This is a genomic window from Kocuria sp. ZOR0020 (assembly GCF_000800955.1).
GTDB classification, from domain to species: Bacteria; Actinomycetota; Actinomycetes; order Actinomycetales; family Micrococcaceae; genus Kocuria; species Kocuria subflava.
The window spans coordinates 1-496 of the sequence record NZ_JROX01000316.1; the positions used below are offsets into that span (position 1 = coordinate 1).

At 30.8% G+C, this 496-nt stretch carries 1 protein-coding gene; it reads right to left on the reverse strand.

Annotated features, from left to right (window positions below; genetic code table 11):
* Positions 1-22 precede the first annotated feature (22 nt).
* On the reverse strand, positions 23-277 hold the full coding sequence (locus L979_RS15340) for a hypothetical protein (protein WP_047692728.1): 255 nt from the start codon (positions 275-277) through the stop codon (positions 23-25).
* Positions 278-496: the final 219 nt, after the last annotated feature.

The following is a 496-nucleotide window of genomic DNA, read 5'->3' on the forward strand; positions in this document are numbered from 1 at the left end:
CATTTTTGTGTATTTGCGTTTCTTACACATAATCTAACCACTCCTTTATAGTAAATAATTCAAAGCCTTTTAGCTTGTCTTGCTTTTCAATCGCTACCTGCTTATTATCTTGCTCTCTTAGTAGTTCAATTATAGGTCTACCAATATCGAACCACTTGACGACTGTATTAGTTTTAAGTCCGAAATACTTAGCACATTGAGCTTTACAACTAAAGTGTAGCTCTTCTTCTGTAATAGGGTTATAAGCTACTATTTCCCTATCCTTTCGCATTGCCATTATTTAACCACCTTTCTATAAGACAATAGTATCAAATTATTTTATGTTTGTCAATAATAAACTCTAAACCTCTTCAATAAAATACAAATATCTTTCATCAATCGCTTTAATTTCTTCTTTCGTAAACTCTGACTTGAAGTTATTTCTTTCTTCTTTAAACCCTAGGAATAGGAACTTTTCCCCTAGCTCATTTTTAAAAGAGTTTAAATATCCTTTTTT